Source organism: Pseudomonas sp. S2_E01 (assembly GCF_054668365.1).
Window position 1 is genome coordinate 794,800 of sequence record NZ_CP162762.1, and the last position, 25,531, is coordinate 820,330.

Consider the following 25,531-nt stretch of genomic DNA (forward strand, 5'->3'; position numbering starts at 1 on the left):
CGGAGGATATGCAAATGACTGAATCAACATTTCAAACTGTACTGGCTAACGTCAGGTCTCAAATACGATGGCCCAGTGACTATCATCCACAAAATGCCCCCCTGTACGCCCGTAACCATCTAGTGATTCCTGCATCCCCTGCTACTGTTTGGGCATGGCTGACATACGCAGAAAGCTGGCCGCAATGGTACCCAAACGCTCAGGACGTCGATTTTGTGGTGTGGCCTGGCCCTTTCTTACAAGCCGGCTCTGTTTTTAAATGGACGACCTTCGGATTTCGCCTCACCTCGACAGTTCATGATTTTGAGACTGAGCGGCGTCTCGCATGGATCGCCGTTGCTGACGGAGTAAAGGCCTATCACACCTGGTATCTACATCCGCTTGCTGACGGGGGAACTTTGCTGATTACGGATGAAACTCAAATCAGTACGCTAGGTATCTGGGCGACTGAAGGGTTCACTCAAGGCTTGATTGAACAGCACGATATTTGGTTGGCACAGTTGAGCGTGAGAGCCCAATCGGGCTTGCCCGCCCGATTACCTGTATCAGAGTGATCCGAGAGCGGATAGCTGCGACTTAACGAAGCTGTCATCACCTATCCTGATGAGGGTTTAGCGATCGCATAGCACCCGGCCTCACCGACGCAAATGAGTAACCCCTATTCGCCAGAAGCGGCCGGTCGCGACAGGCAACAATCGGCCATAAGCGGACGTTTAGAGCAGTCCAAGTAAACAGCACCTCATTTTCTTCTGAAACGAAAATCTTAACGGTCACTACGTGAGCTGGCGTCGTGCGCGATTGCCTACTGCCGCACCAGACTGAGGTTGCTGTTCAAGCGCCACGCGCGAGTCGTAGTCGAGTCGGGCTACCAGCACCGGCTTCATATTCTCCTGAGCCCAGCGGCACATCTGCTCCGTAATCGCGGTGATGCTATCGCCAAGCGGCGTCAGCGAATATTCCACGCTAGGTGGGGCACTCGCATACACCACCCGCAATACCAGACCATCGCGCTCCAGCAAACGCAGAGTCTGCGTCAACATCTTCTGCGTTACTCCGCCCACCTGTCTGCGCAGTTCGCCAAAGCGCATAGGCCCTGACGATAGTGAGTCGATAACCAGGATGGTCCATTTATCCGCGAGCATTTGAATCACGCTACGCGACGGACACGCCACATCGTAAATATCACCGGCCCTGATTTTGCCGATTTGGGACCGCGAAAGATGGTTAAATGTAGTATCCATTGGGTACCTATGGCACTAAAAGGTGCCTAATTTACAAAAGAGATCGTTGCGCAGAGTATAGCCACACCGGCTCTAGTTTAGAGCGTTACTTGAGAAACCAAACCATGAAAAGCTTGATTCAATACCGTGTTGGCGGCCCTGAGGTGCTTGAGTTGGTCGATGTACCCAAACCAGTTCGCAATTTCACTGAGGTGCTGGTGCGGGTGCATGCCGCCTCTATCAATCCGGTGGACTTGCTTGTGCGGTCAGGCGCATTCCCTCTGCTAGGTGCAGCACCGTTTGTACCCGGCTGGGATGTTTCTGGTGTGGTAGAGGAAATCGAAGTTGGCTCCACGCGCTTCAAAGTGGGCGATGAAGTATTCGGCATGCCGCTCTTCCCACGAGCCGTCAGTGCCTACGCGGAATACATTGCCGCCCCATCTCGTCATCTGTGGTTGAAACCGAAGCGCCTTAGTCACGCACAGGCAGCAGCGCTACCGTTGGTTGGGCTGACAGCGTTACAAGCGTTAAGTGAAATTGCACAGGTCGAGCCAGGCCAGCGGGTGTTGATTCACGGCGGCGGCGGTGGGTTAGGTCACGTCGCAGTGCAAATCGCCAAAGCGTTAGGCGCGCACGTCATTGCGACGGCCAGTGCCTCGAAATTCGACTTCGTGCGCAGCCTCGGTGTCGACGAGGTGATCGACTATCAAGCGACTGATTTTACAACGGTGCTGAGTGACATCGATGTAGTGTTTGATACCGTTGGCCATGGTTACGCCGAGCGGTCTTTACCGGTTCTCAAACCTAACGGCATCGTCGTCACTTCCATTGGGCTCAGCAACGGCCACATGCCAGCGTTGGCTGCCGCTGCCGGACGGCGTTTCTCCAGCGTTGCTGTTGAGGCTGACAGCGCCGGCCTTCAGCAACTGGCAGCGTGGGTTGAATCAGGTCAACTAACTCCGCATGTCAGCCATGAGTTTGCGTTAACTGAGGGAGCGCAGGCTCACGCACTGGTGGCACAAGGAAGCACGACCGGCAAGGTGGTATTGAGGATTGCGCCATGAGCGAGCCAACTACACAGTCTCTGTCACCTCCCTGGCTAAATCAATTGGCGCCAGACGCGCTCCTGATTTCGTCTGTCCTCAATCGCCCGCTGCAAGGCCGTGATGCGATTATCAAGGTGGTCCAAACCGCAGGCGGGTTGTACGAATCACATTCGGTGGTTTTTCAAGGAACGTTAGGGGAGCGGGAATTAGTCGAATATGACGCGCGAGCGTTTGGCGGGAGTAACCTGCATGGTGTCCTGACACTCAGTCGAAACCCGGCGGGCGATATAATCGAAGTCGGTATTCACCACGGGCCGCTGGGCGCGGTGAACAGGCTTTCCGCGGCGTTGAAAGAGACATTAGCTACCGAGATTGGAGTTGACTATTTCTTGCCATAAGCTTCCTAAGTTTGGCGCGCAATGCTGGGTCAATGCTTACGAGATTCGGGATGTGTGAGCATCGTAACCTTGGCCTGGCATTTGCGAATTAACAGGCCAGGAACGAAGGCGGTCTTTGCCGTCCAGTGGGTTGTTGAGGAGTGCTCGAGCGACGACTTCGATGCAAATATTCAAACCTCTCACTTAATACAATGATTAGACGTCACGAAATTGGAGAGCCTGCGTGATACCTGAACTCCGTCAAGCAACCCCTCAAGATTTATCCCTCGTATTTAGGCTTGAGCGCGCTTACATCGAAGAGTTTGAGCCCGGGTCTGCACCTGGATGGAATGGCGCGATCGATCGGCACTTGGAGCAGTGGGTGTCGAATTTATCTCGAATGTTTATTGCGGAAATGGAAGGTGAGGTAGTTGGTTATTACTTCTGGGAAGTAAAGAATGAGGAAGCAATTCTAAGCTCCATCAATGTGTTGACCGACTACCGTCGACAAGGTATTGGCGCATTGTTGCTCAAACACTTTGAAAGCGAGGCTTTTAAAAGCGGCGCGGCGCGACTGGTTCTTGGCGTAATAAAACACAACCCTGCTAAGCATCTGTATGAGGACGCAGGTTACGTGTTCGCTGGGGATGAAGGTGACTACAGCTACTACGAGAAATCACCCGTTGGAGGCGATTATGCCTAGTGAAGGGACAGCATTTGGCACTAATTGCTGCTGGATTTTCCGCGTTGAGGCCCAAAGCAGCGCGTTGTGAAGGGCAGTTATCGGCCAGTTTTGTACCACTAGTTGCCGAAGAGTCGCAGCGCTGACTCCGCGACGGACAGCTTTCGACCGATTGTGTTGGAAAAGTCGGTCCTTCCAGGCTGCGCATGTATTGACTGCTGAAGATGCCTTTTTTGCGCGCAGCTACGCGAAATCTGAGCCCGGAACCCTCTGTTCAAAATAAAGATTTCAATCTCAAGCGCATACTTTTCTGCGGTGGAAACCATGGCCGACTTTTTCAACACAATCGGCCGATTACCGCCACTGACGCCAGGGCGGGGGGCCTTCCACCAAGGTTGTTCGGGTTTGCCACCAAATGAAAGCCTTTCAACGACTAGCCCGTTAGCCTAGTGAAAATCCATCTACATCGACTCGATCGAAACCACTTCCACAAATCGGAATTTTTTCCGTGCCACCCTAGTCGCTTCCTGCTCAGCTAGGAGGGTGCTCAACGTATCGGCCTCATGAATCATCTCGTGCGTCTTGCCTTCAAATTCATTACCCACCCGAAGCGTGACTTTCAGCCTAGGCGTAAATGCTTTCGCAATCTTCTTTTTCTCTGCCACCTTCGCCGACTGCGTGATCATGATATCCGCGCGAGGCTTTTGCACGGGAGGCGTAATGTCTTGCGCAAACGGCTCGTCAGCACCGAATAAGGCCCGGCGCATCTCTTCTTCAGTTAGTTCTGGGTTCATGCCGATTCTCGGAGGGATGTTAGCGAGAACGATTCTATCAGTATGACGAATTTCTCCAGTAGCGAGTCTCCTCTTGATCAGCTGTAGCACCTGGCGACCGTGCCTGAAGGATTTAGGTTCGCTGTGCATTGATGCCGCCACTGGAGACCGAACCAAAGCTGACTGAGGCGACAGCGGCAATAAAGGACAGGTGCCGACCCAAAACGGGTACTCAGGCGCTCAGCTCTGAGCCGATTTTGTTGAAATCCCGGAGCCATAGTGAGCGGCACGGAGGGCTATTAAAACGGCTCAAAACTGGCGATGATGCCCGCCTCCAGTAAGACAGGGAACCTTGGGATGACGGACCGATTTCTCCTTTACATAGATATTCTGGGCTTTACCGATATGGTACGCAAAGAACCAAGGAAGGTAGCGCGCATCTATTCGATTCTAGATAGCCTGAATGTACACAAACATAACAGTTTCAAGACTATCGTTTTCTCAGACACGGTTCTGGTCTACAACATTGAGCCGGCCTCCAACGACGCCGAGAGGGAATATCTAGTATGGTACCTCACGGAGTTCGCCGAGGACTTACACCACCGGCTTACCGGTCAGGATATCTACTTCCGCGCGGCCCTCGTGGCCGGCGATTTCTCCCACTACGATCTGAAGCACGTTGAGTGTTTCTATGGCACTGCCTTGATCTCAGCATATCTGGCTGAAAAGGATATTCCGTCGCTTGGCTTGTTCATGGACCACGAGTGCGCAAAGTACAACCAATTTTTCCGCTTGGCACCGTTCAATGCTGACTATTCCTTCGTCTATCTTAACCGCTCATTGGAGCAGCTGAATAAACATACCGGTGGCCATTTTCCTGTTGAGGACTACCAGATTCATATGGGGGATATTGCCCCTTACGTCACATGGCAGGTTCGTTTTCTCCAAGATATATACAACCAAATGCGCAACCATCAAGTGCCGCATGTCCGCACGAAGTTCTTGGCCGCTTGGGATTTCTACAAGCAGCGCTACCCCGAGATGCTGGGAGTACTGGAGGAGAACGATTTTTCCGCGCGCTCGTTGGGACGTGCGCCGGACTGGGATGATTTGGACAAGTACATGAAGCGGGATATCAGCTACTTCAAACGAATCGGCAGCGGCACGAAACTGTCCAAAGCCATCACCAGTCCTAACAGGTTCAATCTTAAATTTTCGAAAAGCTTCAAGGGCTAGTAGCCAGGATGACTGGGGTTGTGGGCGATAGGCGAAGCGAAGGGCAGATATTCGCCGATTTCTGGTGGTGCTGACCGGCTGTATTGGGTCGATTCCTGCCGGTCAAGGCGCACCCAGTGCGCTGGTCAGATCCGACGTAAACAACTGGTCAGGTTGAATGCAAATGGGTGGTCAAGTCTAGACAATTACGCAGCTAGACCCATCAACAGCGACCTTAAACGTTTAAGGTCGCTATTCACGTCCGTCGCATCCCCACCTTCAATCAAACAGTCCCTGAGCAAGCTTAGTGTGTTACTACCTCAATTCTGTGGGCGCCGAGGCGCCGAAGGGCTTCCAAATCTGCTAATAGGATGGTTTCTGGTAGCACCAAGATGCCGAGTACGTTTCCAGTGAAATCAACTATGCGGAGGCTCATCGGCCGTTTTCCTGAGCCTGTCGTTTGATGAAAGCCTCTAGGGTTTTCACCCTCACCAACCTCCGTCTCCCCAGCTTGAACGTGTGGATCTCCCCGTTAGCAATCATTTCGTAAAACATGGATCGAGCAACGCCAATCAAGCGTGCGGCATCGTCCACCCCGACTGATATCGGGTCCAAGGAGCTATTTTTGTTCATCAAGCGGCCTTTGTGGCTTCATGACGCAACGGGATGTCGCGTCTGTGGTGCCACATTAGATGTGGTGCCACAATTGTGTCAACACGTTTTCGTTGTGTGTCCGTCTGTGATGTGGCAACCTTGCTGAAATCCACAGACGTCTGGAATTCGACGATGGCAGTTAGGAAGAAAGCAGAAACAATTCACCTGCGCGTTAGCGCGACCTCAAAGGCTTGTCTTGAAGGATTGGCGAACGCGATGAAGAAAACCTCAACTCGTGTACTTGAGGATTTGATTCTCGAAGCTGCGGCGAAATTCAAGGTTCAAGAAGTCGATATAGATGTCGACGAGCGTGTTTTGAATGGTGGGGATTGGAGGTTGCTAGAAGCTTTGCAGTTGGCTCATTCACCTGATGAGCCAATCCTCAAGAAACTGCGGACTTTCTTTTTAGCAGGCGATGCGTTGAGCCCGAAGGACCACAAGATTGTCGATGCCATTCTGTGGTCGCCGGATGTATTTTCTGGAGATAGTGAGATCTTTCCAAAGTCGGAAGGTGTTATCAAATACACCACCAAGTATAGAATTCCAAAAGTTGATCTGGATACGATCAATCGGTTGATGCCGTCGCTCGAGGACTATGCCGAATTTCGAATTAAAAATAAGTCTGTATCGGTATCTTTTGGCGAATATCTGAAGATGATAGAGGCGAAACCATAAGCCTAGTAAATTCAGATAAGCTCGACAGCCGCGGCTTTAGTTCCGGGTGCCAGGTGTGCGTAACACAATGTCGTCTTTATATCCCCATGGCCCAGCAAATCCCGTACCGTGTTAAGCGGCACTCCGGCCATCACAAGCCTTGATGCGAAGTCGTGGCGCATGTCATGCCACCGAAAGCCTATCACCTGGGCACGCTTGAGTAGTTTGAGCCATGCGCTTTTGACGTCCTCAAAGCGGTCGCCTTCTCGGTTTGCAAATACATAGTGGTCGGACGTAGATTGCTTTTTCCACTCTTTAAGGGTCGTAACGACTTCTGTATTCATTTGAACGTGTCGAGTTTCGCTGGTCTTTGCTGTATCACCAGTGACAGTTATGGTCTTTGTATCGAAATTTACCGATGACCATTTGAGGTTAAATAATTCCCCGCGTCTCATCCCCGTTTTCAGTGAGACGATAACCATCGGCTTTAAGTGATCTGTGAAATGCAGGTCTAGTAAGCTCGGCTTCTGCTCTTGATCTCTGTCTGCACGCCATTTGTTTGCACTTTCACGCTCACGCCGCATTTCGTCTTGGCGTGCATCAAGTGCCGAGCGCAAGCGTTTATCCTCGTCGTCGGACAAGTATCGCACCACTCCAATAGAATCGACCTTTAGCTGCTTTAGCTTCGCCACAGGGTGGGCTGTGATGTACTCCCATTCTACCGCCCGGCTAAACACGCCGCTGATTGAGCCCATTTTGCGGTTGACGGTCGAGGGCTTGTTGCCGGTCTTCATCCAGGTAGTGCGAATCTGGTCGAGATCGCGACCGGTGATTGCGTCGATCCGCTGAGCCATGATCGTGTCGAAATTGTTGTCCAGGGTGTGCAACGTTTTTTCGTGGCCCTTGTGGTGAGTTTTGAACCACGGCATATATATGTCGTCGATGAACTCGCGTAGCGAGGGGAGGGCAGTACCTTTCCGGCCGTGGGTGACTGCCAGAGGCTCGCCGTGTTTGCGCGCTTCATATAAGTACTGAGTTGCTTCTTGGCGGGCTTGGTCGAGTGTAAGGATACCGACTCGTCCCAACGCTTTTTTGCGCGCGCGTCCCCATCTGACAATATACGACTTGGCCCCGGCCGCCGTTACACGTACGTATAGGCCTATCACGATGGTATCGTGGACCTCGTACTCCTTGCCGGTGACTTCCAAGGATGACAGTAGTTTGCCGGTTAGCTTTTCTTTCACCTGATCTCCGTGGGTGCATTGTGGGTGCAAAAAACACTATACGGAGCTGTTTTATCGGACGCAACCGGACTGTAAGTCCCGTAATCACTGGTCCTACCCTTTGCTTATTGGTCTGAATTTGGCCCTCCTAAGGGGAAGGTTGGCAGTTCGAACCTGCCCTGGGACACCACCTATTCGGGCCGTTCTGGTCTCCTCTGCCCACATGCTTGCTTTTCCAGCGGTGTTGGCAGGCGTAAAGCCCCTCCCGGCATGATCCCGGAGGGGCTTTTTGGTGTTCACGGCACAAGGAAGGCCGCCTCGAAATGAAGTTATTACTCATCGCTTCGCTGAGTCTGCTATCCCTCCCGTCCCTGTCCTTTGCGGATAGTGTGAATGGCAAAAATCTCTTTCTTCAGCGGTGCGCCATGTGCCATGGGACAGATCTCCAGGCCACCGGCCCACTGGCTCATAAAAGCACCCCTGCAACACCCGACCTGACAACGGCCACGTTCAAGAAACGGTTGAATGAGTACCCTGGGGTAATCGTCTCTTCGGTCATACTGCGGCCCAATGGAGACCTGATTCCAAGGACATTGCGCGAGAACGGTGTGAAGCTGCCAGCGCACGCCTGGAGCGTTCAGGACCTGCGCGATCTGAATCAATACATGGCGGGTGTGATCGCAACAAGCCGATGATTGGCGGGGTCAGGCCAGCGCATTGCGCGCGATCGGTAGCGGGGGGAGAGAAGGCACGTACTGCCTTCTCTGCTTCTTGCGTTTTAGCGGGGCCGCTTAGGCGGCTCGGCTGGGCGCGACGAGCCGGGGCGAGGCTTGTCGTCCCGCACAAATCGCATCGGTGGTGGTGGCGGCGGCGGCGGTTTTTGTGTGGTCATTTCGATCACCTAGGGATGGTGGAAGACATAAAATGGTACGAACGATAGCAGTGCGAACAAGATTATCGCGGCCATGAACGTTGAAAGCTCGTTCAGGTACTCCAGGCGGCGATCATTGTTCAGCGCGTTCGTTGTAGCTCCCGTGATGTATTGATTGTAAATGAATATGGACATCTGCTTGTCCGTCTCTTCCACGCCGTCATCGAACGCCGCGTAGAGTTTGAGCATCTGGGTCCTGTACGCTTCGATATCTTCCAAAGTGGAAAGGGCTTTATCGAACACTCGTAGATTCCACGCCCTCCAAAATTTCCACACGCCTACTGCCAGGCATATGCAGGCATACCAATAAAATATCCAGAAAAACACCCCTACGCCCCCGTCCGCTGTGGCTGGTGCTTTGTCGAGCATGTAGGAGAAAAAGCTCAGTAAGGCGACCAGAATTGCAAGCGGCAGGCTCAATCGTGCTATCAGTTTTTCTTTTCTCTCCAGCTCGTAGTAATAAACCTTCTCAGCGAAATGGAATCGCTCCCTGTCGTCCATGTGATGGTAGTCCCTGTTAAATCGGCCGTTAAGCAGATGGGCGGTTTACGGCCAAGCTGCCTGAGTGATTCTGTTTTCAAGGGTATAACCGTAACGTCAAGGCGGAAGCTAAAGACTGTGACCCACTGTTTCCATTTGCTCGGAGAGACCGAGAGTCCGCTTCGTCGGCTTGAGCTATTTAGTTAGCGAAAACCAGGGTGAGGCCAGCGCATTGCACGCCAACCTCGTCCCCCGTCGCCTCATTACAATCGAAACCGACTCACCAACGCATTAAACGAAGCCGCCAGATTCGACAGCTCCTGCGTCGAAGCGCTGGTCTGGTGCGCGCCTGCCGCCGTTTGCGTGGACAGGTCCTGGATGTTGACCAGGTTGCGATCCACTTCGCGGGCCACGTGGGCCTGTTCTTCAGACGCGGTGGCGATGACGAGGTTGCGGTCGTTGATCTGGGCGATGCCGTCGGCGATCTGTTCCAGTGCCTGGCCGGTGGCTTGTGCCAGGGTTTGGGTTTCGCTGACCAGTGCCTGGCTCTTGCCCATGGCGCCCACGGCTTCGTCGGCGCTGGTGCGCACGCTGTTGATCATGCCTTCGATCTCGCCAGTGGAAGCCTGTGTTCGGGCGGCCAGCGCGCGGACTTCGTCGGCGACCACGGCAAAGCCGCGGCCCTGTTCGCCCGCTCGTGCGGCTTCGATGGCGGCGTTCAGGGCCAGCAGGTTGGTCTGCTCGGCGATCCCGCGGATCACGTCGAGGACCTTGCCGATGTCGCGCACTTGGTCTGCCAGGTCCTTGACCATGGTGGTGGAGGTGGCGATTTCGCTGGTGGCGTTGTTGATTGCGCTGACGGCACTTCGCGCCTGGTCGCGGCCGTTGCTGGCTTGCTGACTGGTCGCCTGGGACGCTTCGGAAGTGGAGACGGCGTTGCGCGCCACTTCTTCCACGGCTGAGGTCATTTGCGTCACGGCAGTGGCGGCCTGTTGAATTTCGTCGTTCTGGCGCACCAGTCCACGGCTGCCATTGTCGGTCACGGCGGTCAGCTCTTCGGCGGCCGAGGCCAATTGGTCGGCGGCGCTGGCGATCTGCTGGATGGTGTTTTTCAGACTGCCCTGCATGTCGGCCAAGGCGGTGAGCAGCTGGCCCGCTTCATCGCGACCGGGGCTGGTGATGTGTTGGGTCAGGTCGCCGCCGGCAATGCTGCGGGCACTTGCCACGGCGTAAGCGATCGGGCGGCTGATCAAGCGGCTGATGAACAGGCCGAGCAAGATGGCGGCAATGAAGGCCAGGGCGATGCCGATGTACAGCGAGGTCTTGGCTGACGACTCGGACAGCACCGCATTGTTTGCCGCTTGGCTGACTTGCTGGTCGTTGGAGTCGTTCATCAGGGTCAGTTCGTCCATGACCACGCGGTAATTCTTCTGCAAATCACCGAGCAACAGCGTTCGACCGTTTTCCACGTCGCCGGCCTTCATCAGGTCCAGATACTTTTGCACGATCGCCTGGTAGACAGGCCAGGCTTTTTCCATTCGGTCGGCGGCGGCGCGTTCATCGTCGGCCAGCTGCGTGCGTCGATATTCTGCGAACGCTTTTTCGCTCGCCAGTTTGTTGGCTGCCATCGAGGAAAGGAATTCATCCTTGGTCGCTTGTGGCAGGCCAGCGGCGGTCGCGACGTAGAGTCGATACATGTCGCGGGTCTGTCCGACCGCCTTGATCTTCGTCTGCGCGATATTCATCACGCCGACCAGATTGTTGTCGAACACCGATCTCAGGCTCCCCGAGAGTTCACTCACTCCCCGGCTTCCCAGCAGGCCGACTCCCAGGGTGATGAACGCGCACAGCGCGAAAGCTGTAATCAATTTGGTCGAGAGTTTTGCGTCGTTGATCCAACTCATAAGGCATCCTGCGAGTGTGTGGGAGGCGGTTAGTTTTCGGTTGTTGCCGGAAAACTTTTAATAGTCGTCGTACATCTATCGGCGGGATCGCTAATGGCTGAAGGGTTTTTGCTCATTTTTAGTAACAAAAAGATGAGCTGATTTTCGCGTGCAGGAGCCATATTAGTTCGCCATCATTTCCCTATCAATCGTCAGAAGCGCCGACCTAGAGCGCTCAGCACAAACATACATAAGATGGCACTTGGCCTTTTCTTCTTGTTGCCAAGTGTTACATTGTGTGAAATATTCCCCGCAAATTCATACGACATCGTACCTCTTCAGCATGATTTTTCATGATGGCGGGGACAGGTGTTCCTGATTTTCACGACCGTGAAAAACACAGAAACCAGTTGCCTGGGGAAGGACTGATGCCGCGTCGCATTGATAAGGGAAAACGCAGGGCTTGCGCCTTTGCAGGATTGATTACGCTGACGTTGGCCACGGCCGCCGCAGCCTCCACCGAGACGCTCGACAGTCATGCGTCCGCCGGCAAGCGCCTGGCCGTCGCCGCCGACTGCGTGGCGTGTCACACGGCGCCGGGAGGCAAGCCTTTCGCCGGTGGTTACGCGCTCAGTTCGCCGATGGGCACCCTCTTCTCGACCAACATCACGCCGTCGAAAACGGCGGGCATCGGCAACTACACCGCCGAGCAGTTCGCCCGTGCGGTACGTGACGGGGTCACGCCCGATGGCACCCACCTGTACCCGGCAATGCCATACACCTCGTATTCGAAGATGACCGACAGCGATGTCGCCGAACTCTACGACTACTTCATGCACGAAGTGCGACCAGTCGATACGCCGAACCAGAAAACCTCGCTGGACTTCCCGTTCAGCGTTCGCGCCTCGATGATGGGTTGGAACGCGTTGTTTCACAGCGACAAGCGTTTCAGCCCGGACCCGGCCAAATCGGCCGAGGTCAACCGCGGCGACTACCTGGTCAATGGCCTGGCGCACTGCGACACCTGCCACACCCCGCGCAACCTGTTGATGGCGGCTGACAACAGCAAGCCACTGGCCGGTGGCTCGCTGGGCAGTTGGTACGCGCCCAACATCACCTCCGACAAGGTCAGCGGTATCGGCGCCTGGTCCAACGACGAGATCGTCACGTATCTGCGCACCGGTCATGTCGAAGGCAAGGCCCAGGCTGCGGGACCGATGGCCGAGGCAGTGGAACACAGCCTGCAATACCTGAGCGATGCGGACCTCAAGGCCATCGCCGCCTATCTGCAACAGACCACGCCAATCAAGACCGGCGAGGCGAAGGCTCGTCACGAGTACGGCCAGGCTTCGGTGGATGAACTGACCCTGCGCGGTGGCAAGCCTGAGGACAATCCAGGCTGGCACATCTTCAGCGGCACCTGTGCCAACTGCCATCAACCAAACGGGCAGGGCAACAAGGAATTCCCCTCGCTGTTCCACAACACTGCCACCGCTCGCACGGACAACCTGATCGCGACCATCGTCTATGGCGTGCATCGCGAAGTCGACGGCGTGGCCATCGACATGCCGGGTTTTGGCCCGGACGCGCTGTTCACCGACCGCCTGAACGATCAGCAGATCGCCGACGTCAGCAACTACGTGCTGTCGCGCTATGGCAATGCCACCAGCGTCGTCACCGCCGCCGATGTCGCGCAGGTCCGTGAAGGTGGCCCGAAGGCGCCATTGGCGGTGATGGCGAAATACACGGTCCCGGCAATCATCCTCGTGTGCGTGCTGATTGGCCTGTTCGCGATTTCCCGTCGTCGCAAGGGAGCCTGATTAATGGACACGACGAACAAACAAGCAGTGATTCAAACCCCGGCGGGCTTCTCTCGTCGCAATCTGTTGCGCGGTTCCGTGGCCCTGGGCCTGACGGCGTTGGTCACTGGCGTGATGCCCTGGCAGTCAGTGCTGGCTGCACAGGTTTCCAGCGACGACTTTGTTGCGCTGTCGCAGTTCCTGGTGAGCCGCCCGGTCAATCCGGTGCTGGCCGCTCGTTACTTTGCAGCGCTGGATAAGCGCGCGCCGAATTTCTCGACCAACGCCATCGCCCTCAAGCAATTGATCGAGGCCCGTGGCTACAAGCATGTGGATGAGTACCTGGCGCAGCCCGAACCGGATGCGTCGCTGAAGGCGACGGCCACCAGCATCATTTCGGCCTGGTACCTGGGCATCGTCGGTGAGCCGGCGGACGCGGAGCTGGTGGCTTACTCCCAAGCCCTGATGTACCAGCCGACCCACGGCATTCTCATCATCCCAACTTACGGTGGCGGCCCGGCTACATGGGGCGCCAAACCAGCAGCTATTGAAGGTTCGAAAGTATGAGCAGCGATCAATTCGATGCCGATGTGGTGATCATCGGCTCCGGCGTCATGGGCGGCCTGATCGCTACCGGTCTGGCCAAGGCAAACAAATCGGTGATCGTGCTTGAGGCCGGTCCCCGGGTGAATCGCCGTGACATCGTGGAAACCTTCCGCAATGCCCCGGTGAAACTGTCGCTGGCCAACGCCAAGTTGCAGGGTGCGGGGTCGCCTTACCCGAGCCTGCCTCACGCGCCGTCCACCTACGGCGACTATCTGCAGCAGGTGGGGCCGGTGAAATACAACACCTCCTACCTGCGTGTGGTCGGTGGTACCACCTGGCACTTCGGTTCGTCGCTGTGGCGCATGCTGCCCAACGACTTCCGGCTTAAATCGCTGTACGGCCGGGGTCGTGACTGGCCCATCAGCTATGACGAGCTCGAGCCTTTCTACGCGCGAGCCGAAACCGAGCTGGGCGTATCGGGCGTCGATGGCCAGGATGAAAGCGGGCAGGGTGGCGATGCCTATCCGCCGCGCTCGATCCCGTACCCGATGGAAGGGCTAAAGCCCAGCTACATGTTCAAGCGCCTGTCCGAGCTGCTGAGCAAGGGCGGTTACAACCCCATCCTTGAACCTAATGGCCGGGCAACCCGTCCTTACGGTAAGCGGCCGCCGTGCGCCGGCAACAACAACTGCAACCCGGTATGCCCGACCGCCGCCAAGTACGACGGCTCGATGCACATCGATGAGGCTGAGCGCCACGGCGCCAAGGTGCTCGATAACTCGGTGGTCTACAAAATCGAGGCGGGTGATGACGGCAAGATAACCGCCGTCTGGTACATGCGCCCGGACAAGTCCAAGCACAAGCTGACCGCCCGTGCCTTCGTGCTCGCGGCCTACGGCATCGAGTCGCCGAAGCTGTTGCTGATGTCGACGTCCGACAAATACCCGAACGGCATTGCCAACTCTTCGGACCAGGTCGGTCGCAACCTGATGGACCACACTGGCATCAGCATGAACGTGATGACCAAGGAAGACATGTGGCCAGGCCAGGGGCCTACCCAGTTGCTGGTCTACCTGAACAGCCGTGACGGTGCGTTCCGCGAGCAGTATCCAAGCTACAAGATCAAGGTGCGCAACACGGTTCCGACCTCGCAGATCACCTCGAACTTGATCGCCAAAGGTGTGTTGGGCTCCAAGCTCGATCAACAGATTCAGTTGCAATCGGCGCGTTCGTTGAACTGGGCGGTAGACTTCGAAACCTTGCCGCTGCCGGAAAACCGCGTCACCCCGAGCAAGACCAAGTTCGATGCGATCGGCCTGCCTGTGCCTGAAATCTACTACAGCGTTCCGGACTACTGGCACGCCGGTAAAGAGAAGGCCCTGGAAGACTTCAAGCAGTTCGCCAAGTTGCTCGATGCCGACATCGTCAGCACCGACGTGGGTTTCCAGAACCGTCAGCACATCATGGGCACGACGATCATGGGCGACAATCCGAAGGACTCGGTAGTCGATCGTGACTGTCGCACCCATGACCACCCGAACCTGTTCATCGCCGGCACGAGTGTCATGCCATCGTCTTCCTGTGTGAACCCGACACTGACCGGTGCGGCGTTGAGTATCCGGATTGCCGATGTGCTGGTGGGCGAAGTCTGATTCACCCATAGCCCGTTCGAATACAAAGCAGTAGCGTGAATATTCAGCCGACCTTTGATAAGTTTGGCGCCTTCACCTACTGCTTTTTTCGTGGCTCCAGAAACGGGGGGCTGCGTCTTCGGAATTGTTCATGGCAAAGAAACCGGCAACGCTCTCCACCGACACCCGGACACCCTCGAGCCTGACGCTTATCGACGTGGCCAAGGTCGCCGGGGTTTCGCCGATGACCGTGTCCAGGGCGTTGCACCGGCCGGAACTGGTCTCCGAAGCCACTCGGGACAAAGTCCGTGAAGCGGTGCGCCAGACCGGTTACGTACCCAACATGCTGGCCGGGGGCCTGGCGAGTAACAAAAGCCGCCTGGTCGCCATTTTCCTGCCCACCATCGCCAACTCGATTTTTGCCGACACCGTGCAAGCGCTCATGGACCGCCTGACCCAGGCCGGTTATCAGACGCTGCTTGGCCTGACGGGCTACTCGGCGCAACAGGAAGAAAATCTCCTTGAAGCGGTACTCGGTCGACGTCCGGATGGCATTGTGCTGACCGGCACATTGCACACTGAATCCAGCCGTATGCGTCTGGCGCAAGCGGGCATTCCCGTGGTCGAGGCCTGGGACTTGAGTGAGGACCCGCTCGACATGCTGGTTGGGTTTTCCCACGAAAAAGTTGGCGAGGCGACTGCTCGGCACCTGGTCGACAAAGGCTACAAGCGCTTTTCGGTGGTCAGCATCAGCGATCCCCGTGGCCTGCGTCGTTGCCACAGTCTGATTGCCGAACTCAAGCGACTGGGTGTGGGGGAGGTGCCCATGCAAGTCCTGGCGCCGCCCGCCACCCTTGAAGTCGGGCGTGAAGGGTTGCAACGTTTGCTCGATCAGTCGACCCGCCCCGACATTGTTGTCTGCAGTTCGGACACCGTCGCCCAAGGCGTTTTGGCCGAGGCTGCCAGTCGCGGGCTGAAGGTGCCGACGGACCTGGCGGTCATGGGTTTTGGCGACCTCAGTAGTGCGGCCCATGTGTACCCGGCCCTGTCGACCGTCAGCGTCGACGGTAAGACCATCGGCCTGCAAGTGGCCCAGGCCTTGTTGGATCGATTCGAAAACCCGGCGTCTGCGCAGGATCCCGTACGCATCGACACGGGCTTTACCCTCATCGACCGCGCCAGTACCTGAACTGAAAATCGCAAACTTCATAGCATGACGGTGTTGAATGATTGCGCAATCAGTGTAGTATCCATTCAAAAGGTCGCCTCGTTTCTGCCGAGTGCGACCTTTTTAAAAGCTAATGATGATTGCGCAATCATCTGGTGGTAACAGGAGCGATAAACGCCAAACGGATACACCGCTGCAATTCACAATAAGGAAAACAAGAGTGATCAATCCCACGCAGTCGATAGCGAAGACCAACGTCCGCTATCTCATCCTTGTGATGATTTTCATCGTCACGGTATTCAATTACGTTGACCGCGCCACGCTGTCGATTGCTGCCCCGAGCATGCGCACCGATCTTGGCTTCGACGCCATGACCATGGGCATCGCCTTCTCGGCATTCGGTTGGGCGTACACCTCGATGCAGCTCCCGGGCGGCATCATTCTCGACCGTTTTGGCTCTCGGCTGGTGCTGGGCATGAGCCTGATCATCTGGTCGGTGTTCACCTTTTTGCAGGGTTACGTCGATCTGTTCAGCTCGGCCTTTCTCGCGCTGTTCGTCCTGCGTTTCATGATGGGCATTGCCGAAGCGCCAGCGTTCCCGGCCAACAACCGCCTGACGGTGATGTGGTTTCCGCGACATGAGCGGGGCCTGGCCACGGCGGTATTCCAGTCTGCCCAATACTTTGCCCTGGCCGCGTTCACGCCGCTGATGGTCTGGTTGGTCAGCACCTGGGGTTGGCAGCATGTGTTCTGGGTCACCGGGGGCGCCGGCATCCTCATAGGCCTGCTGTGGTTTCGCATGGTCCATGAGCCGCGCAAGGACAAACGCGTCAACCAGGCGGAAATCGACTACATCGAAGCGGGTGGCGGCCTGCCCACCATCGGCGACGTGAAGACCCCGTTCAGTTGGAAGCGCATGAAGGCCATTGGTGGCAACCGCATGATGGCGGGCATTTACCTGGGCCAGTTCTGCCTGACGTCGATCACCTGGTTTTTCCTCACCTGGTTCCCAACCTACCTGATCGAGGCCAAGGGCATGACCATGCTCAAGGTCGGGCTGGTGGCGGCTATTCCACCCATCGCCGGATGCCTGGGCGGGGTGCTCGGCGGCGTCTGGTCGGACTGGATGCTGCGCAAGGGCTTCAGCCTCACAGCCGCGCGCAAGACCCCGATCATCTGCGGGCTGTTGCTCTCCAGCAGCATCGTGGTCGCCAACTACACCCAGTCGATCACCCTGGTGATTCTGGTGATGTCGGTTGCCTTCTTTGCCAAGGGGGTCGGCAACCTCGGCTGGTGCATCGTCGGCGACGTGTCCCCGGCTCGGGCCATGGGCGTCAGCGGGGCGATGTTCAACTTCTGCGGCAACCTCGCCAGCATCGTCACCCCAATCGCCATCGGCGTGATGATCAACCAGTTGGGCTCCTTCGACGTGGCGCTGATGTACGTCGCCGGCATGGGGCTGCTGGGCGCCTTCGCCTACCTGTTCATTGTCGGGCCACTCAAGCGCCTGGAGCTCGATGACTTCGAGGACACCCCGGCGAGCGCCGATCTGAATCCCCAGCGTTCCTGAACCTTTCACCTTTCATTGAAGGAGAGCCCCATGCTCGCACAACAAACTACCCTCAAGTCCTCCGATGATGACCGCATCGCCTGGGTGCGCGTGTCTTCGGTCATTCTGCCGCTGGCCAACCCGATCAGCGATGCCAAGGTGCTCACCGGTCGGCAAAAACCCATGACCGAGATCGCCATTCTGTTCGCCGAAATCGAGACCATCGACGGCCATCGCGGTTTGGGTTTCAGCTACTCCAAGCGTGCCGGCGGCCCGGGCCAGTTTGCCCATGCCCAGGAAATTGCCCCGGCGCTGATCGGCGAAAACCCCAGCGATATTTCCAAACTGTGGACCAAACTGTGCTGGGCCGGTGCATCGGTCGGACGCAGCGGCATGTCGACCCAGGCTATCGGTGCGTTCGACGTAGCGTTGTGGGACTTGAAAGCCAAGCGCGCCAACCTGTCACTGGCGCGCCTGCTCGGTGCGCAACGTGATTCGGTGCGGTGCTACAACACCTCGGGCGGTTTCCTGCACACCCCGCTGGATCAACTGATGAAGAACACCGACCTGTCCCGCGAGAAGGGGATTGGCGGCATCAAGTTGAAGGTCGGGCAGCCGGATTGCGCCATCGACATCCAGCGCGTCAGTACCGTGCGCAAACACCTGGGCGACAACTTCCCGCTGATGGTCGATGCCAACCAGCAATGGGATCGGCCGACTGCCCAGCGCATGTGCCGCCAGTTCGAGGAGTACAACCTGATCTGGATCGAAGAGCCGCTGGACTGTTACGACGCCGAAGGCCATGCCGCACTGGCACAGCAATTCGATACGCCGATCGCCACTGGGGAAATGCTTACCAGCGTGGCCGAGCATGCCGAGTTCATCAAACTGCGCGGTGCCGACTTCTTGATGCCCGATGCGCCTCGCGTGGGCGGCATCACGCCGTATCTGAAGGTGGCTTCAATGGCCGAGCAGGCAGGGCTGATGCTGGCCCCGCATTTCGCGATGGAGTTGCATGTGCATCTGGCGGCAGCGTATCCGACCGAACCTTGGGTCGAGCACTTCGAATGGCTCGAGCCGCTGTTCAACGAGCGCCTGGAAACCCGCGATGGCCGCATGCTGGTGCCGACGCGCCCGGGCCTGGGGCTGACGCTCAGCGAGCAGGTCAAACCGTGGACGGCGCAGGCCGCGGAGGTTGGCAAGCGGCCCTGACGCTCCAGGTTTGCAATACGCTGGATGATTTCGCCGCTCGAAGATATTTCGCAGGCCCGTTGCTTCAAGAGAATGGCATGGCTGGCCGATAACCCGGACAGCTCAGATCTTATTCTTAACATTGCCTGGAAATCTTCGATGTCGTCGTATCACCAAAAGCGTTTTCTGATCGTCGATGATTTCTCCGATTTCCGCAGTTCCGTGCGTTCGATGTTGCGTGAGCTGGGCGTCAAGGATGTCGATACTGCGGACACCGGAGAGCAGGCACTGAAGATGTGCTCACAGAAGTCCTACGATTTCATCCTGCAGGACTTCCATCTCGGCGACGGCAAAAAAAACGGGCAACAGGTGCTCGAAGACCTGATGTTCGAGAAACTGATCAGCCATGAGGCGGTGTTCGTCATGGTCACCGCCGAGACGAGCCAGGCGATGGTGCTCAGTGCCCTGGAGCACGAGCCTGATGCGTACCTGACTAAACCCTTCAACCGCTCGGGCCTGGCCCAGCGGCTGGAGCGCCTTGAGCAACGCAAGACGTTGCTCAAGCCGATCCTGCAGGCGCTCGATCGCGGCAAGCCGGCCGAGGTGCTCAATGCCTGCATCGCCCTGTGCAAACAAGACATCCGTTATTCGCCGTTGTGCCTGCGCTACCGCGCCGATGCCTTGCGTGACCTCAATCAGAACGAGGCGCTGGAGCGCCTCTATGACGGCATCATTGCCGACCGGCCGTTGCCATGGGCCTTTGCCGGTTTGGGGCAGCTGTTGTTCAAGCGCGGCCAGGTCGCCCAGGCCAAGGGCGTCTATGAGAAAGCCTTGAAGGTCTTCCCGATGATGCCGGCGCTGTACGACGGCATGGCCGATGTACTGGTCGCCGAAGGTGATACCAAGGGCGCGCAACAGGTGTTGGAGGAGGCGATTCGTTTGTCGCCATTGGCGGTGCGCCGGCAAGCGCTGCTGGGCAAGTTGGCGATGACCAACGAAGACTTCGACACGGCTTCCAGGGCCTATCGTCAGGCGGTCAACCAGGGCGCGCAATCGCGTTACAAGGATGCCGAAAGCAACCTCGGCCTGGCCCATGCCTTGATCAGCAAAGGCAGCGACAGGGGCCTGGACACCCGCACGCGCCTGGAAATCAACACCACCCTCAGTGCCGTGGCCAAGGAAAACCCCAGTGACCCGGGCCTGCAGATTCGGGCGCGCCTGATGAAAGCCACCAGCCTGTTGCTCAACGATGCCGAAACGGCGGACAAACTCACCGAGCAAGCGCTGATGCGCCTTGATGGCATGGAGCAGTTCATGAGCCCCGAGGCCGCGTTGCTGGTGGCCAAGCAGTTGCAGATGCTCGGCCAGGCCGACGCCGGGAATTCGATGCTGAAAAACTGCGCGGAAATCTACGGCGACGACCCGAACGTCATGAAAAACATCGCCAAGCTAACCGACGATCCGACGATACTCAATTCCAGTAACGCCGCCGCGGATCTCAATCGTCAGGGTGTACGGGTGTACAAGACTGGCGATCTGGTTCAGGCGCGGACCGTGTTCCGCAAGGCCCTGGCGATGCAGCCGAAAAACATCAGTATCGCGCTGAACATGGCGCAATCGCTGCTGCACGGCACTGACACCAGTGTGCCTTCGGCGGAACTTGAAGAATGTCGGGCCTGCCTGAAAATGGTCGGCCTGATGCCTGACACCGATGCGCGTTACTCGCGTTATCAGAAACTGAAAATCAAGGCGTTTGGCGAATGAGCAAGGACGACCCGGCACTGGATTTTTCCACGGTGATTGCCTCCACCGTGCACGACATGAAGAACTCCCTGACCCTATTGATGCAGGCCCACAGCCAATGGCTGGAGCGCTTGCCCGAGCCGGACCGGCATGCGCCGGAGCAGGGGGTGATCGAATTCGAATTTGCTCACCTCAACGGCATGCTCGTGCAGTTGCTCGGGCTGTACAAGCTCGGCGTCAACCAGATGCCGTTGCAACCGGCCTATCACGAACTGGACGATTTCATCGAAGCGCAACTGGCCTGCCATCAGGACGTGTTCGCCAGTCGCGGCATCATGGCGACGTATGAAGTGGACCCATTAAGCCCACTGGGATTCTTCGATCGCGAGTTGATCGCCTCGGTGCTGGGCAATTGCATCAATAACGCCGTGCGTTACGCCCGTCACGCGGTATTGATCACCGTCAGCGATGAGGCCGGGCAACTGGTGCTGACGATCAATGATGATGGTGACGGCTATCCGGCCGAGATGATCGAGCGCCAGGCCGATTACGTGCAGGGCATCAACCACAGCAGCGGCAGTACCGGGCTGGGCCTGTATTTCGCCGGACGCATCGCGGCGTTGCACCAGCGCAACGGCGTGGGCGGCCACACGCGAATCAGCAATGGCGGGCCGCTGGGCGGCGGCGTTTTCAGCCTTTATCTGCCGTAGTGATGATTTTGTTTGTCGCTGCTTGAAATTGTGAACAGGCGCAGCCTATTTTGTACGGTCGCCGTTCGCGGCTTGCACTACAAGGGATTGCGTCATGATGACCGATGGCCAGGGTTCACTCGCACAGCGACTGACCGGCATTGATGAGATTGAATGTGTCACGCCGGACCTCAATGGCGTACCGCGCGGCAAGGTCATGACGACCGAGGGATTTCTGGAGGGGCGACGCTTGCAGATGGCGCGGGGCGTGCTGCTGCAATGCATCATGGGTGGCTATCCGGCCGCACGTTTTTACGGCAGCGATGACGGCGACCTGGCGCTGGTGGCCGATCCCGCACAGATTCACCGCTTGCCCTGGAGCCCGTCGCCGCGGGCTTGGGCGATCTGCGATGCCGATGAGCTGACGGGCGAAAGTTCGGCGCTGTCGACCCGTGGCCAGCTCAAGGCAGTTATTGCGCGTTACGCGGCGCGGGGGCTGGCACCGGTGGTGGCCACTGAGCTTGAGTTCTTCGTCTTCGCGCCCAACACCGACCCGACGCAACCTTTCCAGCCGCCGCTGGGCCTGGACGGTCGTCGCGAGGAAGGTCATTCGGCGTTCAGTGTCAGCTCCAATAACGGCCTGCGTCCGTTCTTCAAGGAAGTTTACGAATGCATGGCCGCGCTGGGGCTGCCCCGCGATACCTTCATGCACGAGATGGGCGTCAGCCAGTTCGAGATCAACCTGCTGCATGGGGACCCGCTGTTGCTCGCCGATCAGACCTTCCTGTTCAAGCACCTGCTCAAGGAAGTGGCGCTCAAGCATGGCCTGACCGTGGTCTGCATGGCCAAGCCGCTGGCGCACACGCCGGGCAGTTCGATGCACATCCACCAGAGCGTCGTCGAGATCGGCAGCGGGCGAAACGTGTTCACCGACGAGACGGGAGAGCCGACGGCGGCTTTCCGTCATTTCATCGGCGGGCAGCAGGCCGCAATGGCGGACTTCACGGCGTTGTTCGCGCCGAACGTGAATTCCTATCAGCGCCTGTGCCACCCGTTCGCATCGCCCAACAATGCCTGCTGGTCCCATGACAATCGCGCGGCAGGCTTGCGCATTCCAGCCAGTTCACCGGTTGCACGCCGGGTCGAGAATCGCTTGCCGGGCGCAGATGCCAATCCGTACCTGGCCATTGCTGCCAGCCTGGCGGCGGGTTTGCATGGAATTGAACACCAGTTGGAGCCGAGCGCGGCGATCCAGGGTGAGTTTTCGGTGCCGGACAATCTTTCGTTGCCCTGTACCTTGCATGCCGCCCTCGAACGTCTGAGCTGTAGCACGTTGGCGAAGGAACTGTTCGGCAAGGAGTTCATCGAAGGCTACGTGGCTTCGAAGACCCTGGAACTGACCAGCTTTTTTGATGAAATTACCCCCTGGGAACGCCGTGTCCTGGCTGCCCAGGCCTGACGAACTTTCGTCTTCGGGCTATCGTTTTCGTTAGCCCGTATCTCACCGCAAGGAGCCGCTCGGAACGCCGATGCGCCAGATCTGGAAAGCTTTTCGAGCGCTGTATTTCGCCTCGCTGATGATGCTGATCGGCTCAGGCCTGTTGAGCACTTACCTGGGCTTGCGCCTGGCGGCCGACAACGTCAACAGCCTGTGGGTCGGTGCGTTGATGGCGGCCAACTATTTTGGCCTGGTACTGGGCGGCAAGATCGGTCACCGGCTGATCGCACGGGTCGGGCATATCCGGGCTTACTCCGCTTGTGCCGGGATCGTCGGTGCGGCGGTGCTGGGCCATGGCCTGGTGGACTGGTTGCCGGCGTGGATTTTCCTGCGGGTCATCGTTGGCCTGGGCATGATGTGCCAATACATGGTGATCGAGAGCTGGCTCAACGAGCAGGCCGACGCGCCACAGCGCGGCACGGTGTTCAGTGGCTACATGATTGCGTCGTATCTGGGCCTGGTGCTGGGTCAACTGATCCTGGTCATGCACCCGGCGCTCGGCCTGGAACTGTTGATGCTCGTGGCCCTGTGTTTTGCCCTGTGCCTGGTGCCGGTGGCCCTGACCCGACGCATTCACCCGGCACCCTTGCGCCCGGCGCCGATGGAGCCACGGTTCTTCATCAAGCGCGTGCCGCAATCGTTGAGCACGGTGCTTGGGGCCGGGTTGATCATCGGTTCGTTCTACGGTCTGGCGCCGCTGTATGCGGCGCAGCAGGGCTTGTCCACCGAGCAGGTCGGTTTGTTCATGGGTAGCTGCATTTTTGCCGGGCTGGTGGTGCAGTGGCCATTGGGCTGGTTGTCCGACCGCTATGACCGGGCGCTGCTGATCCGCTGTTTTGCGCTGGTGCTGGCGATCGCGGCATTGCCGCTGGCGATCATGCAGCAGGTGCCGTTGGAAGTGTTGTTCATCATCGGTTTCATTTGTTCGCTGGTGAAGTTCTGCCTGTATCCGCTGGCGGTGGCGTTCTCCAATGACCACGTCGAGGCCGATCGCCGGGTGTCGCTCACGGCGATGCTGCTGGTGACCTATGGGGTCGGTGCCAGTATCGGGCCGCTGGTGGCGGGTGTGCTGATGAAGACGTTCGGCAGCCACATGCTGTATGCCTTCTTCAGTTTCTTCGCCTTGGTGCTGGTGTGGCGGATCCGGCCGAAAGCCGTCACCAACCTGCATCAGGTGGACGATGCGCCGCTGCACCACGTGGCCATGCCGGACAGCATGGCCAGCTCGCCGCTGGCGGCCGCCCTGGACCCGCGGGTGGATGAGCAGTCGGTGCAAGATCAGATGCAGAGCCCGGTCGAGCCTGCGCCGGAACCTGCGCCTGCGGCAGAAACTGAGGCAGAAGTTGCAGCCACAACCGCAGATGAGCAACCAGCCCCCAAACCTGCGCAGCGTCCACAAGACGGCCAGGACCCGACGCTGCCGGACGCCATTCCCTGAGGGGCTTGAAAGACGCGCATAAAAAAACGGGCAGTCACCGCAAGGGACTGCCCGTTTTTTTGGGGGCTCGACCTAAGAAAATTCCTACTGATCCTGCATCTCAAAATGTGGACGCATCCTACGCCCCCATCAGAATCGTCCTATTTCAACAATTTTCAGCTTCTAGAACACTGACCCGCAGCCAACGCGGGTAGATGAAAACCTCCCCGCCACTCCATCCAGGCCAGGGAGGCTTGAGCATGAATGCACCCCCGATCTTCTTCGACCAAAGCCGCCACAAACTCTGGGCGCTCGACTTCCACCCGATTCTTGGCGTGCCGGCCTGTTTGTACACGGGGAGGGCCCAGGCATGACGTCGATCATGAGCGACACCTGGCTCGAACAACTGGACTCGTCCTGCGCCGAGGTCTCCATCACCTGCCTGGACATCATCATCGACCAGGCGGGCGGCGCCCCGTTGCTGCCCAGTGTCCTGAGCGTCGAGCCGGCGCTGCCCTGGCAATCGTTGTTCAGTGGATTGCCCGAGGAAAGCGCCGAGGATCTGGCGCCTTTGTTGGTGCGGGTCGATCTTGCGCAGCCGCTTCAGCGGCAATGGCTGAAGGGACTGATCCAATTCCTGAAAAATCGATCGCAATTGTTGGTGCTGGCGTCCTGTTGGCCGTTCGGAGTGCTGGCCGAATATCTGGGCCAATGCCTGGAAGCCCGCCATGTGGGGCGATTGGGGCTGTTGCGTTACTACGACCCGCGGATATTCCCGTTGTTGTTCAGTCATGTGCTGCAAGCCGATCAGCAGCAGGTGTTATTGCGCCCGGCGTGGTTCTGGAGCTGGCTGGATATCGATGGTGAACCTCGGTGGCTGATGGGCAGTCCTGATCGGCCGCGGAGCCCGCTCGACTTCGTTCACATCGAACTCAGTGACCTGCAGCTGGATGCATTTAGCTGCGTCAGCGACGCCCTGATGGCGATAAAGCGCCATCGTCAAGCGATGCCGGGCGACTGGAGCGCCCAGCAGCAATTTGATGGGTGTTTTGCGGCCATGCTCGAGGCAAACCAGAGTGGACTTGTGTTCGCCCCGGAGCGTGAAGCCTATGCCGTCGCCAAGTTGCAGGGCGCCGGTGTTAATCCACCAACGACATAAGGA

The 25,531-nt window shown here is 57.7% G+C and carries 24 protein-coding genes and 1 pseudogene; 18 read left to right on the plus strand and 7 right to left on the minus strand.

Going from position 1 to position 25,531, the window contains the following annotated elements; translation table 11 throughout:
• Window positions 1-14: 14 nt before the first annotated feature.
• Entirely contained in the window at window positions 15-554 is a 540-nt protein-coding gene (locus AB4O36_RS03705; protein ID WP_460141083.1) for an SRPBCC family protein, read from the plus strand.
• A gap of 219 nt (window positions 555-773) precedes the next feature.
• Here the strand turns inward: AB4O36_RS03705 and AB4O36_RS03710 are convergent, their stop codons facing one another.
• Window positions 774-1,241 (minus strand): winged helix-turn-helix transcriptional regulator, encoded by a 468-nt coding sequence (locus AB4O36_RS03710; RefSeq protein WP_460141084.1) that lies wholly within the window; start codon window positions 1,239-1,241, stop codon window positions 774-776.
• Window positions 1,242-1,345: 104 nt separating this feature from the next.
• Between AB4O36_RS03710 and AB4O36_RS03715 the strand changes: the two genes are divergently transcribed.
• The 3 genes from AB4O36_RS03715 (at window position 1,346) to AB4O36_RS03725 (ending at window position 3,346) form a co-directional block, all read left to right on the plus strand.
• Complete coding sequence (locus AB4O36_RS03715) at window positions 1,346-2,284, plus strand: NADP-dependent oxidoreductase (RefSeq protein ID WP_460141085.1); 939 nt, start codon at window positions 1,346-1,348, stop codon at window positions 2,282-2,284.
• Entirely contained in the window at window positions 2,281-2,664 is a 384-nt protein-coding gene (locus AB4O36_RS03720; protein WP_460141086.1) for a hypothetical protein, read from the plus strand. Before AB4O36_RS03715 ends, AB4O36_RS03720 begins: the two co-directional genes overlap by 4 nt.
• Before the next feature lie 223 nt (window positions 2,665-2,887).
• A complete protein-coding gene (locus AB4O36_RS03725) occupies window positions 2,888-3,346 on the plus strand; it encodes an N-acetyltransferase family protein (RefSeq protein ID WP_460141087.1) in 459 nt (152 codons plus the stop codon).
• Window positions 3,347-3,786: 440 nt separating this feature from the next.
• Here AB4O36_RS03725 and AB4O36_RS03730 read toward each other — a convergent pair whose 3' ends face one another.
• Window positions 3,787-4,119: a hypothetical protein gene (locus tag AB4O36_RS03730; protein ID WP_460141088.1), complete on the minus strand. Its 333-nt coding sequence runs from the start codon at window positions 4,117-4,119 to the stop codon at window positions 3,787-3,789.
• Between the two features lie 336 nt (window positions 4,120-4,455).
• Here AB4O36_RS03730 and AB4O36_RS03735 point away from each other — a divergent pair, with 336 nt between their 5' ends.
• The gene (locus AB4O36_RS03735) at window positions 4,456-5,334 is read left to right on the plus strand and encodes a hypothetical protein (RefSeq protein ID WP_460141089.1); all 879 of its coding nucleotides are present in this window, start codon (window positions 4,456-4,458) and stop codon (window positions 5,332-5,334) included.
• Between the two features lie 411 nt (window positions 5,335-5,745).
• On the opposite strand, the gene AB4O36_RS03740 is transcribed toward AB4O36_RS03735, so the two are convergent.
• A complete protein-coding gene (locus AB4O36_RS03740; RefSeq protein WP_260961246.1) occupies window positions 5,746-5,946 on the minus strand; it encodes a helix-turn-helix domain-containing protein in 201 nt (66 codons plus the stop codon).
• A 153-nt stretch (window positions 5,947-6,099) separates the two neighbouring features.
• Here AB4O36_RS03740 and AB4O36_RS03745 point away from each other — a divergent pair, with 153 nt between their 5' ends.
• The gene (locus AB4O36_RS03745; protein WP_460141090.1) at window positions 6,100-6,642 is read left to right on the plus strand and encodes a hypothetical protein; all 543 of its coding nucleotides are present in this window, start codon (window positions 6,100-6,102) and stop codon (window positions 6,640-6,642) included.
• A gap of 11 nt (window positions 6,643-6,653) precedes the next feature.
• On the opposite strand, the gene AB4O36_RS03750 is transcribed toward AB4O36_RS03745, so the two are convergent.
• On the minus strand, window positions 6,654-7,865 hold the full coding sequence (locus AB4O36_RS03750) for a phage integrase (RefSeq protein WP_460141091.1): 1,212 nt from the start codon (window positions 7,863-7,865) through the stop codon (window positions 6,654-6,656).
• Window positions 7,866-8,167: 302 nt separating this feature from the next.
• Between AB4O36_RS03750 and AB4O36_RS03755 the strand changes: the two genes are divergently transcribed.
• Entirely contained in the window at window positions 8,168-8,539 is a 372-nt protein-coding gene (locus tag AB4O36_RS03755) for a c-type cytochrome (protein WP_460141092.1), read from the plus strand.
• A 206-nt stretch (window positions 8,540-8,745) separates the two neighbouring features.
• On the opposite strand, the gene AB4O36_RS03760 is transcribed toward AB4O36_RS03755, so the two are convergent.
• The 3 genes and pseudogenes from AB4O36_RS03760 to AB4O36_RS03770 form a co-directional block, all read right to left on the minus strand.
• A complete protein-coding gene (locus AB4O36_RS03760; RefSeq protein WP_460141093.1) occupies window positions 8,746-9,276 on the minus strand; it encodes a hypothetical protein in 531 nt (176 codons plus the stop codon).
• A gap of 242 nt (window positions 9,277-9,518) precedes the next feature.
• Window positions 9,519-10,382, minus strand: a complete 864-nt coding sequence (locus AB4O36_RS03765; protein ID WP_460126573.1) for a methyl-accepting chemotaxis protein — start codon at window positions 10,380-10,382, stop codon at window positions 9,519-9,521.
• Window positions 10,377-11,159: pseudogene (locus AB4O36_RS03770) on the minus strand (MCP four helix bundle domain-containing protein); the annotation flags it as partial. The pseudogene AB4O36_RS03770 and the gene AB4O36_RS03765, both read right to left, overlap by 6 nt.
• 407 nt (window positions 11,160-11,566) lie before the next feature.
• On the opposite strand from AB4O36_RS03770, the gene AB4O36_RS03775 reads away from it, so the two are divergent.
• From AB4O36_RS03775 to AB4O36_RS03825, 11 genes are all read left to right on the plus strand, one after another.
• Window positions 11,567-12,958, plus strand: a complete 1,392-nt coding sequence (locus AB4O36_RS03775; RefSeq protein ID WP_460141094.1) for a c-type cytochrome — start codon at window positions 11,567-11,569, stop codon at window positions 12,956-12,958.
• A gap of 3 nt (window positions 12,959-12,961) precedes the next feature.
• The gene (locus AB4O36_RS03780; RefSeq protein ID WP_460121748.1) at window positions 12,962-13,504 is read left to right on the plus strand and encodes a sugar dehydrogenase complex small subunit; all 543 of its coding nucleotides are present in this window, start codon (window positions 12,962-12,964) and stop codon (window positions 13,502-13,504) included.
• Complete coding sequence (locus AB4O36_RS03785) at window positions 13,501-15,135, plus strand: GMC family oxidoreductase (RefSeq protein ID WP_460121750.1); 1,635 nt, start codon at window positions 13,501-13,503, stop codon at window positions 15,133-15,135. Before AB4O36_RS03780 ends, AB4O36_RS03785 begins: the two co-directional genes overlap by 4 nt.
• Window positions 15,136-15,265: 130 nt before the next feature.
• The gene (locus AB4O36_RS03790) at window positions 15,266-16,303 is read left to right on the plus strand and encodes a LacI family DNA-binding transcriptional regulator (protein WP_460121752.1); all 1,038 of its coding nucleotides are present in this window, start codon (window positions 15,266-15,268) and stop codon (window positions 16,301-16,303) included.
• Window positions 16,304-16,559: 256 nt separating this feature from the next.
• Complete coding sequence (locus AB4O36_RS03795) at window positions 16,560-17,852, plus strand: MFS transporter (protein ID WP_460126575.1); 1,293 nt, start codon at window positions 16,560-16,562, stop codon at window positions 17,850-17,852.
• Window positions 17,853-17,882: 30 nt separating this feature from the next.
• Window positions 17,883-19,043, plus strand: coding sequence for an L-talarate/galactarate dehydratase (locus tag AB4O36_RS03800; RefSeq protein WP_460121753.1), 1,161 nt, complete (start codon window positions 17,883-17,885; stop codon window positions 19,041-19,043).
• 138 nt (window positions 19,044-19,181) lie between these two features.
• Window positions 19,182-20,786, plus strand: coding sequence for a response regulator (locus AB4O36_RS03805; RefSeq protein ID WP_460121755.1), 1,605 nt, complete (start codon window positions 19,182-19,184; stop codon window positions 20,784-20,786).
• Window positions 20,783-21,475 carry a sensor histidine kinase gene (locus tag AB4O36_RS03810; RefSeq protein WP_460121757.1) on the plus strand — a complete coding sequence of 231 codons (693 nt, stop codon included), beginning with the start codon at window positions 20,783-20,785 and terminating at the stop codon, window positions 21,473-21,475. Before AB4O36_RS03805 ends, AB4O36_RS03810 begins: the two co-directional genes overlap by 4 nt.
• Window positions 21,476-21,671: 196 nt before the next feature.
• On the plus strand, window positions 21,672-22,913 hold the full coding sequence (locus tag AB4O36_RS03815) for a glutamine synthetase family protein (RefSeq protein WP_460126577.1): 1,242 nt from the start codon (window positions 21,672-21,674) through the stop codon (window positions 22,911-22,913).
• 70 nt (window positions 22,914-22,983) lie between these two features.
• Window positions 22,984-24,390: an MFS transporter gene (locus tag AB4O36_RS03820; RefSeq protein WP_460121759.1), complete on the plus strand. Its 1,407-nt coding sequence runs from the start codon at window positions 22,984-22,986 to the stop codon at window positions 24,388-24,390.
• A gap of 349 nt (window positions 24,391-24,739) precedes the next feature.
• Window positions 24,740-25,528, plus strand: coding sequence for a DUF4123 domain-containing protein (locus AB4O36_RS03825; protein WP_460121761.1), 789 nt, complete (start codon window positions 24,740-24,742; stop codon window positions 25,526-25,528).
• The last annotated feature ends 3 nt before the right edge of the window (window positions 25,529-25,531 follow it).